This window comes from Cyanobium sp. BA20m-14, from assembly GCF_024346295.1.
Genome location: NZ_JAGQCR010000135.1, coordinates 1 through 8,336 on the forward strand (window position 1 = coordinate 1; position 8,336 = coordinate 8,336).

The window sequence follows — 8,336 nt, forward strand, 5'->3', positions numbered from 1 at the left end:
TTATCCCATTTGTCATATCCATCGTCAGTGCCATACCCACTTGTGCCGCGATATACAGCCTCTGCGAAGACTTTGGATTTATAATCAATAGCGTAGGAAAGGCCTGCTTTTGCTTGATAGCCTAGCAATGATTTCGAATAGCCTTGGTAGCTCAATCCAGGGTCGGCAAATGCGCCAACATCAAGAAATGAAATTCCAATGCCAACACCAATGTAAGGCGATAAACGCTTGCTTGGCAACAGATCCCAGTAGATGCTGGCGAAAGCGGAGTCCTTGCGTGTTTGGCCGCCTTGACTGTACTTATAATTCTGACCGGTAACACTGTTGTAACCTTCTAGCTTGCTTGCATCGAGGGCGTACGCAAGTTCTAGGCGAACTGGTTTGAGATCATAGCCTATACCCACTTCTGTAGAAAATGCGGGAGTGGAAAACTCCGTGAATGATCCTGGGTCACCTTTCCCCACTCGGTCAATTGGCCAATTTGCGCCAACGCCTGCTGTCACATAAAGACCGGATAAGTTTCCCTTTGAAGAGGGTGCACTGTCTTCGGCTGGGAGATCTTCTGCATTAGCAGGGCTAGCAAATGCGCTCATGCAACAAACCATGAAAGATAAAAAGACCCGTGAACTCACACTCGCTCGAATACGCTTGTCGGCAATACTATAACCTGATCTCCAGAAGGCTGATGACAGCTCAACCTTCATGAACGTAGCAAATCAGAAATCCACAGCAGGCTAGGCCTATTCATGCATGCAAAGCCGGAAGGGTCAATCCGGTTCTTTCGGAGACAACAGCTACACCGGCGCTGCCTATCTCTTTGAAGTCGCAACCGGCAATCTGCTGCAGTCATTCACCAATCCCACTCCCGCTTTTTACGACTCTTTCGGCTCCTCCGTAGCGCTCAGCGGCAATAGCGCTCGTTCCCAGCTGGAAAGCCCTGACGACTCCTCGTCTAGCTCAGGGCCATCTGCCGGCTGGCCTCAACTGCTTCAGAAATCGTGCAGGATCACGCGGCAGCAGCGGCTTCCCGCATGGCCAAGGTCCGGTTGATCTCCGTCGGTTCCAGGGGAGTCCTGCAGCCTTACCTGGCGATCCTGCTGGAACTGCAGCGCCTCAGACATCAGGTGAGCCTGATCGGCAGCGTCAACTTCCAGGCCGTGGCGGAAGCCCATGCGCTGCCGTTCGTACCCCTGCCGGGCGACTTCACCTCGCTGCTGAGCTCGGAGGCGGGCCTGGCGTTGATGCAGGGCAAGCCAGTGCGCCTGATCTCCGATGCACTGCTGGGTGAGCTGCTGGAGACGGCCCACGCCGCCATGGAGGGCACGGATCTGCTTTTGGTGTCACCGCTGTGCCTGTGGGGTTACCACCTGGCAGAGGCCGCCGGGTGTCCCCTGGTGGTGCTGAGCCCCATGCCGATCATGGCCACCGGGGATTTCCCCTTTCTGGGCTTCCCCGCCTCACCAACCAGCCGCAATGGCGGCAGCACAAGGCATCGAATCCGCCGCCGGCTCAACCGCAGCAGCTACCGGCTGGTCAGCCTGCTCAAGTGGCGTCAGGACGCCCGGGTGATCCAGGCCTTTCGCCGCGATCGCCTGGGCCTGCAGCCCCTCCCCTGGGGCGGCGCCGAGAGCCGCCGCACCCCACCGGCCCATCTGGCGGATCCGCCGGTGCTGCATCTGATCAGTCCTCAGGTGTTGCCGCACCCGGCTGACTGGAAGGCGAGCGCCTCGCTCACCGGCTTCTGCTTCCTCGAGCCCCGCACGGCTGATGGGGTAATACTGCCTACGCCCTACAGCCCGGATCGGGAGCTGAGAGCCTTCCTTGAGAGCGGCCCTGCTCCCTTCTATGCCGGATTCGGCAGCATGATTAGCCGCGATCCAGAAGCGCTGGCGGCTGCGGTGGTGGAAGCAGCGCAGCTGGCTGGCGTTCGCCTGATCCTCTCGCCCGGTTGGGGCCGGGTGCTGCCCCGAGCGGCCCTGCCGGCTGATGTGTTTCTGCTGGAGGAGTGTCCGCACAGCTGGCTGTTTCCCAGGGTGCAGGCCGCGATTCATCACGGCGGTGCCGGCACCACCGCCACCACGCTGCGCCACGGCATCCCCTCGACGGTGGTGGCGTTCTTTGCGGATCAGCCCGCCTGGGGACGCACGCTGGAGCAGCTCGGGGTCAGCCCGGCCACACACCGGTTGAGCAGTCTCAGCGCCGAGGCCCTGGCTGCCAGCATCCGAGCCCTGGCAGGCGAACCTCGCTTCCGCCAGCGAGCCTGGGAGCTGCAGCAGCTGCTGGCCCGCGAGGACGGGGTGGCCTGCACCGCCAGTGCGATCGAGGCCCGCCTCGCCGGCATGCGGTAATCCACAGCACCTGCATTCGGACAGGTGCTCGTCGCCCATCACGTGGGTGTGCCCGATGAGGCGATCGAGCGGTTGCTGCCGCCGGATCAGGCCAGCCAGCAGCGACTCCCTGATCTGCTGAAGGTGCTTCGCGCGATCACCGCTCTGGCTTAGCCTTGAAAGCCAGCTCGGCGTAGCCGGTCGCGGGATCGCGCTCACGCCGGAACTGCCACTCCGGCAGCAGTCCGATCACGAGCTCGGCGGTGGTGTGCACCAGCGAGCCAGGGCAGAGGTGACCGCCGATCACGGCACCTTTGCTGTCGGCCACAGCGATGTGGAGGTGGGCGCCATCGGCAGAAAGGGTGCCGGAGAGGCTCAGGATCTCCAGGTCGCCGCGAATGGTTGTGGCCGCCGCCGCTCCCGCGAAGCGCAGCTCGGCCACCGAGAGGCTGCCGATAGCGCTGATCACACAGCCGGCCTGCTCCTCCTGCTTGCCCATCCAGGTTTCCAGCGCCTGACGCAGGTCATCGCCCGGCTGCAACCGCAGCGGCACCACCTTCATGGGGCAGGCCCCTCCACTAGCCCCTGGAACATCACCAGGGCATCGACGTAACCCAACTGCCTGTGGCGAAACGCTCCCGGCAGAGTACCGATGACCTGAAAGCCATTGCGCTGCCAGCAATGGATGCCGGCGGTGTTGGTGCTAACCACCAGGTTGAACTGCATCGCCCGGAATCCAAGAACCCGAGCCGCCTGTAGCGAGTGCTGACAGAGGCGGCTGCCGATCCCCTGGCGGCGGCAGTGCTCTGCAACTACATAGCCGGCATTGGCCACATGGGCACCCAGCTCGAGGGAATTGGGCCTGAGGTAATAGGTGCCCACGAGGGCCCCTGCCCCATCCACGGCGATCATCACCGCCTGGTTCTGTTCCACCCAGGCCAGCTGGGCTTCTGCCTCTGTGATGGCCGGGTCGTGGGGAAAGGTTTCACCAGCGCGGAACACCGGCTCCAGCAGCGCCCACAACGCTGGCCAGTCGGCCGGCACATAGGGGCGGATCTGCAGGAGGGATGCCACTTGGGGTCAGCTGGACGAAGGTTCTGCCGCATCCTTGCGTCAGCTGTGAAGCCCCCTTTATGAACTCCCATTGCCCCCGGTGAAGACCGGGGATCATTGAGGTTCCTGGCCGCAACGGCCGTCCACTGCAACGCCCCAGGTGCCAGCGCCAGCAGCTCCGCTCACAACTGAAAATCCTCTGATCTGAAAACGATCACGGCTATTGCCACGCACAAACCCACGCACAGCTGCGCCCAGGGCCAACGCTCCGGGCTTTGTTGTGTTGGCTGGCGATCAGCCTGAGAGCTTCGCCACCCCTGCCAGCAGTGCACCAATGGCCGCCGCTGCACCGATCACCTGCAGCACGCTCCAACGCAGCCGCAGCTGGGCAAACAAGGCCACCGCAACCACCAGCGCCGCCCAGGGATTGAAGGCTCCGGCGGGCCAGAGCACCGGGCCGGCGAAGAACAGCGCCAGGCTGGCGATCACCCCAACAACCACGGCCGTAATGGCGCTCAGTGGAGCCCCAAAGCGCAGGTCGCCTCTGGATGCCTCCACCAGCGGTGCGCCGGCCAGGATGAAGCCAAAGGAAGGCAGGAAGGTGAACCACACCGTCACCAGCACCGCCGCCAGGGCCAGGGGCCAGGGGCTCAAGCCAGCTGCGATGGACTGATTCCAGCCGCCCATGAAGCCCACGAAGGCCACCACCATGATCAGTGGCCCCGGCGTGGTTTCACCCAGGGCCAGGCCGTCGAGCATCTGCGGAGCCGATAGCCAGCCGAACTGCTCCACCGCCCCCTGGGCCACGTAGGGCAGCACGGCATAGGCCCCGCCAAAGCTGAGCAGCGCCACCCGCGTGAAGAAGCGCGCCATCAGCGCCAGGGTGCCGCTCCAGCCGCCTGCGATCACCAGGCCCCCAAGAGGAAGCAGGAGGGCCAGGGCCCAGATCAACAGGGTGAGGGCCAGGCGCCGGCGGGAGAAGCGGGCGTGCTCGGGACTATCCGTGTGGTCGTCGTGTAGGGCATCAGGCCGATTGGCTTCTGCGTTGGCCGCCGCTGTTCCATGGGAGCCACCACTGAGCAACAGGCCCGGTCGCCAGCGGGCGGTCAGCAGACCGATCACGCCCGCTGCGATCACTACGAGCGGATAGGGCAGATCCAGCAGGGCCAGAGCCAGGAAACCGGCAATCGCCAGGGCCACCAGCAGGGGCGTGTGCAAGGTGCGGCGGCCGATGCGCCAGGCGGCCATCAGCACGATGGCCAGCACCGCAGGTTTGAGCACGGCAAACACCGAGGCCAGCAGCGGCAGCTGCCCCCAGAGCGCGTACACGCTGGCCAGGGCCGTGAGCACGAACACCGAGGGGATCACGAACAGCCCCCCGGCGATAAGGCCACCGGGTATGCCGTGCATCAACCAGCCCAGGTAGGTGGCCAGCTGCATGGCCTCCGGCCCCGGCAGCAGCATGCAGTAGTTGAGGGCGTGCAGGTAGCGCCGCTCCGAGAGCCAGCGGCGCCGGTCCACCAGCTCCCGATGCAGCAGGGCGATCTGGCCGGCCGGCCCCCCGAAGCTCACCCAGCCCAGCTGGAACCAAAAGCGCGAGGCCTCAGCAAGGCTCACAGCTCTGACGGGTCCAGTGGTCACGGGCGTGAGCAATGCGGGCACGGTCAATATCAACGCACAGGAGTCTGGGCAGCGGCGACTGGTTCCGAGCTCGCAGGGATGGGGATAGGCCTGACCCCATGGCGGCCGCACTGGACTACCTCCCCGGCGCAGAAAAGCAGCGATTCACCGGCCTGAAAGGGCTGCCAGTGCTCGTCGGTGGTGAGCGGCTCAGTGCTGAGGATGGTCACCACATCGTTGGACGTGGTGAGCGCCGAAAAATCCACCTGCAGCGGCGGATCCGCCAGCGTGGCCTTGCAGAACGGCGCCCGGCGCGTCAGCCAGTGGAGCCGGCTGGTTGCTGTAACAAACAGCCACTGGCCGTTGCTGATCAGGGCATTGAAGGTACCCTGCTCTGCCAGTTGGGCTGCGCAGTGGTTTGTGGCCTGATCCTCACTACCGCCCGTGCGCTCGGTGAATTCGGCGCCGTAGCAGTGGTTAGCGGCAACATCGCCGGCCAAACCCAAAGCCTGCCGCTTTTTATTGAAGACGCCTACAAGCAATACGACACTGAACTGGCCTACGGCGCTGCCCTAATCCTGGGGGGAGTTGGTCTGGTGTCGCTGCTGCTGAAGCTGGTGGTCGAACAGGTGATGGGTGGGGTGAAGGAGAGCAAGCCGATCAACTGAGGGTTGCTGAGGGCCGATGCCTTGCAGAGGTGGCAGGACCAACACCCCAATCCCAATAGGAGCTCCCTTCTCCATGCTCGTCTGTTCAGAGCAGCCCGCCCAGCCGGATCAGAGCCCCCACCACCAAAAGGCGATCGCCAGGGCGGTGATGCCGCGGATGTGCAAGACCAGGCCGCTCAGGTTGGCGTCGGTGAGGTTGGGGATCAGCCGCAACCGGGCGTGCAGGGCCAGGGCGGCAGTGCCAGCCAGCAGCAACAGCTTGACGCCCACCAACATGCCGATCGGGTTGGTCGTGCTGAACAGCCCCTGGAAGCCGGGGAGATAGATCCAGCCCATCCACAGACCGGTAAGCACCTGAATAGCCAAGGCCGTGAGCCCCAGCGGCTCGAAGACCTCCTCGAAGGCGCGGGTCCACACCGTGGCGGCCAGGGCATGAACAATCACCAGCAGCGGAAAAACAGACACGGCAGCTCCTTTGCAGGTGCCTCCACGATGGGTGCAATGTGCCGGGTCTGACCATGAAGGTGATCGTTGATCTATGCGTGGTGCCCTACATCGCTGCCTCCGAGAAGGTGCTCACTGAGGCGGGCCTCAAGTTCCAGTTGCACCCGAATGGCACGGCGATCGAGGCCTGCCACCAGGTGATGCACGCCATGGGATGCCTGCGCGTCTACACCAACTTGAAAGTAAGTACGCGCACTGACAAGGACCAGACCATGGAAGACAAAGTGGCCAGTGTCCAGGCACTGCCCATCCCTTCCTGGCTGGAGACCAGAACACCCAGGACATCGCCGCGCCGCAGCTCCAGCAGAAGCTTTACTGGCAGACCGCCTGCAACAAGGTCCATCGAGGCGTTGCGGCGATCCAGCCAGGTGAGGGCCGCACCCCAGCTCTGGGCGATCTGCTCGAGCGCAGCGCGCAGTGCTTGGCCATCAGCGACCGGTGTGATCAGTGCCTCAAAGCGGGCCATGGCTACTTCCCCTCTCATCCACTCTGGCTGTTCACCGTAGTGATCAGGAGCCCGGCGTCACCCTTGAAATGGCTGCTCCCCCCAAGAGCGCCAGCAGCAGGTTGAGGGTCGAATCAAAGCCGCCCTGCAGTTGCTCCAGCGTGCCTGGGCAGATCTGACCAACTGGCCGGCCCGCCAGTGCCCGCTGGCCGCAGACCCCAGCAGCGAGCGAATAGATCAGCAGCTGGGTGCCGATCACCACCGCCAGGGTCTGGAAGACAAACCGCTGCCGATCAAAGGGCGGCTTGGGCCCCTGGGGTGCACCTTGAGGTGCGCCTGGCGTTACCGGCGGCAGTGCATCGCTCATGGTCTTTGCTTCTGTGGGACTGTCTTCTGCCTGCTCAGGGGTGGCAGCTCAGCAGCCAGCCGGTGCCTGGACCATCGGCCTGCCAACGGGGCTGCCAGTTCTTCCAGCTGTAGTGCTGGCCGGCGCCATTGGTGTTAGCGGTGTAACCGCCACTGACCAGATCGGCTTCCCCATTGGGGTCGTTGTGAATGGCAGCCATATCGGTGAAACCGATAACCACACTCCAATGGCCGCCACCTGAGGGTGCTGACACCGGACCGTGATGCAGCCAGCCCACCGCCACCGGCCGGCCCAGGTTGATTTGCTCCTCCAGGGTCTGGCGATCCCCGTTGGTCGCGAAGTTGGCCGTCAGCCCCAGGGACCGCAAGGCCGAGAGCTGGGCCTCTGCACTGGTGCTGTCGCCGTATTTGGCGCGGATGGCGTTGTACTCGTCGTCTGAGCTGACCTTGCCCCAGAAGCGGGCGAGCATGGCGCAGCTGCTGGAGAAGCACTCGCGGTAGCCGGTACCGGAGGCGTTGTCGTTCTGGTTCTCCCAGGCCACCTGCAGGGGATTGGCATGGGCCTGGGCCTCAGGAGCCGGCGGAGACGACGAGAAGGTTTGCCGCCAGGGAGCGGCCTCGGTGAGGAGCGCTGGGTCGGCAGCAATGACGGCGAGCCGCAACTGCTCGATTCCCTCGAGTTGCTGGGGCTCTTTCTTCCAGGCGTTCCAAAACTGCTTCCAGCGTTCAGCTGTGAACGGTGCCTGGGCGGCGGGAGTGGCAGCAGAGGAGGTGGACATCGCAGCAAGGCATTCCACTGCTGTTGCCGAACCAGCTGGCAGGAGGATCCCCCACTGGCTTGGTCTATGACAAACATTGCTGCGCCATGGTCGAGCAAGACAACAGTGGCAAATAGGAAAACCATGCAAAATCTGCATGGTTTTCCTATTTGCAGGCTGGGCGTAAGATCTCTTACTGGCCAACGCCTATGCGATTACGCTCTCTGCTTGCCGCCTTTTTTGTGCCACTGCTGCTGGGTTCTGCAGTCCAGGCGCAGGGCTTTCGGTCTACAAGCCTTGATCAGAACATCATCGCGCTAAAGGAAGCGCGCAGCCTGGCTGCACTTTGCGTAAGAGACCCACAGATCAGGGAGTGCCGCTATGCGATCGGTGAATGGAAGCCAGAGGAACTTGAGCGTGCCAAGCTCGAAGTTCCAATATGCTTCGATCAATGCATGCTCGATGTGTTCGGCTTCTACAAAGATCCTGACACCTCTCGAGAGATACCCGCCATCAGGACCAAGGATTTTGATGGGTCCGCGCCTAGTCGAGGCTTTGAAGCCGTCTTCTATCCCGTTGCCCTCCGCCTCTTTCG

The 8,336-nt window shown here is 63.2% G+C and carries 12 protein-coding genes and 1 pseudogene; 5 read left to right on the plus strand and 8 right to left on the minus strand.

Features of this window, described 5'->3' with window-relative positions:
• Positions 1-704, minus strand: a 704-nt coding sequence (locus KBZ07_RS12390; RefSeq protein ID WP_254931900.1) for an outer membrane protein, incomplete at its 3' end; no start/stop codon positions are given.
• Positions 705-1,031: 327 nt separating this feature from the next.
• On the opposite strand from KBZ07_RS12390, the gene KBZ07_RS12395 reads away from it, so the two are divergent.
• Together KBZ07_RS12395 and KBZ07_RS12400 are read left to right on the plus strand one after the other, a co-directional pair.
• Positions 1,032-2,348 (plus strand): glycosyltransferase, encoded by a 1,317-nt coding sequence (locus KBZ07_RS12395; RefSeq protein WP_254931901.1) that lies wholly within the window; start codon positions 1,032-1,034, stop codon positions 2,346-2,348.
• Between the two features lie 24 nt (positions 2,349-2,372).
• The gene (locus tag KBZ07_RS12400; protein ID WP_254931902.1) at positions 2,373-2,501 is read left to right on the plus strand and encodes a hypothetical protein; all 129 of its coding nucleotides are present in this window, start codon (positions 2,373-2,375) and stop codon (positions 2,499-2,501) included.
• On the opposite strand, the gene KBZ07_RS12405 is transcribed toward KBZ07_RS12400, so the two are convergent.
• The 4 genes from KBZ07_RS12405 to KBZ07_RS12420 all read right to left on the minus strand — a co-directional run bounded on the left by KBZ07_RS12405 (position 2,485) and on the right by KBZ07_RS12420 (position 5,542).
• Positions 2,485-2,889 (minus strand): PPC domain-containing DNA-binding protein, encoded by a 405-nt coding sequence (locus KBZ07_RS12405; RefSeq protein ID WP_254931903.1) that lies wholly within the window; start codon positions 2,887-2,889, stop codon positions 2,485-2,487. The genes KBZ07_RS12400 and KBZ07_RS12405 overlap by 17 nt on opposite strands.
• Complete coding sequence (locus KBZ07_RS12410) at positions 2,886-3,401, minus strand: GNAT family N-acetyltransferase (RefSeq protein ID WP_254931904.1); 516 nt, start codon at positions 3,399-3,401, stop codon at positions 2,886-2,888. The genes KBZ07_RS12405 and KBZ07_RS12410 overlap by 4 nt, the downstream gene beginning before the upstream one ends.
• 273 nt (positions 3,402-3,674) lie before the next feature.
• On the minus strand, positions 3,675-5,021 hold the full coding sequence (chrA, locus tag KBZ07_RS12415; protein WP_254931905.1) for a chromate efflux transporter: 1,347 nt from the start codon (positions 5,019-5,021) through the stop codon (positions 3,675-3,677).
• 29 nt (positions 5,022-5,050) lie between these two features.
• On the minus strand, positions 5,051-5,542 hold the full coding sequence (locus KBZ07_RS12420) for a class II glutamine amidotransferase (RefSeq protein ID WP_396124051.1): 492 nt from the start codon (positions 5,540-5,542) through the stop codon (positions 5,051-5,053).
• Between KBZ07_RS12420 and KBZ07_RS12425 the strand changes: the two are divergent.
• Positions 5,423-5,668 (plus strand): annotated as a pseudogene (locus KBZ07_RS12425) (sulfate ABC transporter permease subunit CysW); the annotation flags it as partial. The gene KBZ07_RS12420 and the pseudogene KBZ07_RS12425 sit on opposite strands and share 120 nt — an antisense overlap.
• A gap of 108 nt (positions 5,669-5,776) precedes the next feature.
• Here KBZ07_RS12425 and KBZ07_RS16335 read toward each other — a convergent pair.
• Positions 5,777-6,133: a CopD family protein gene (locus KBZ07_RS16335; protein ID WP_254931908.1), complete on the minus strand. Its 357-nt coding sequence runs from the start codon at positions 6,131-6,133 to the stop codon at positions 5,777-5,779.
• 53 nt (positions 6,134-6,186) lie between these two features.
• Here KBZ07_RS16335 and KBZ07_RS16465 point away from each other — a divergent pair, with 53 nt between their 5' ends.
• Entirely contained in the window at positions 6,187-6,678 is a 492-nt protein-coding gene (locus tag KBZ07_RS16465) for a thiamine-binding protein (RefSeq protein WP_396124053.1), read from the plus strand.
• A gap of 3 nt (positions 6,679-6,681) precedes the next feature.
• Here the strand turns inward: KBZ07_RS16465 and KBZ07_RS12445 are convergent, their stop codons facing one another.
• Both KBZ07_RS12445 and KBZ07_RS12450 read right to left on the minus strand, forming a co-directional pair.
• On the minus strand, positions 6,682-6,984 hold the full coding sequence (locus KBZ07_RS12445; RefSeq protein ID WP_254931909.1) for a hypothetical protein: 303 nt from the start codon (positions 6,982-6,984) through the stop codon (positions 6,682-6,684).
• Between the two features lie 34 nt (positions 6,985-7,018).
• Complete coding sequence (locus KBZ07_RS12450) at positions 7,019-7,762, minus strand: C39 family peptidase (RefSeq protein WP_254931910.1); 744 nt, start codon at positions 7,760-7,762, stop codon at positions 7,019-7,021.
• 221 nt (positions 7,763-7,983) lie between these two features.
• Between KBZ07_RS12450 and KBZ07_RS12455 the strand changes: the two genes are divergently transcribed.
• A partial coding sequence (locus KBZ07_RS12455; protein WP_254931911.1) for a hypothetical protein occupies positions 7,984-8,336 on the plus strand: 353 nt, incomplete at its 3' end.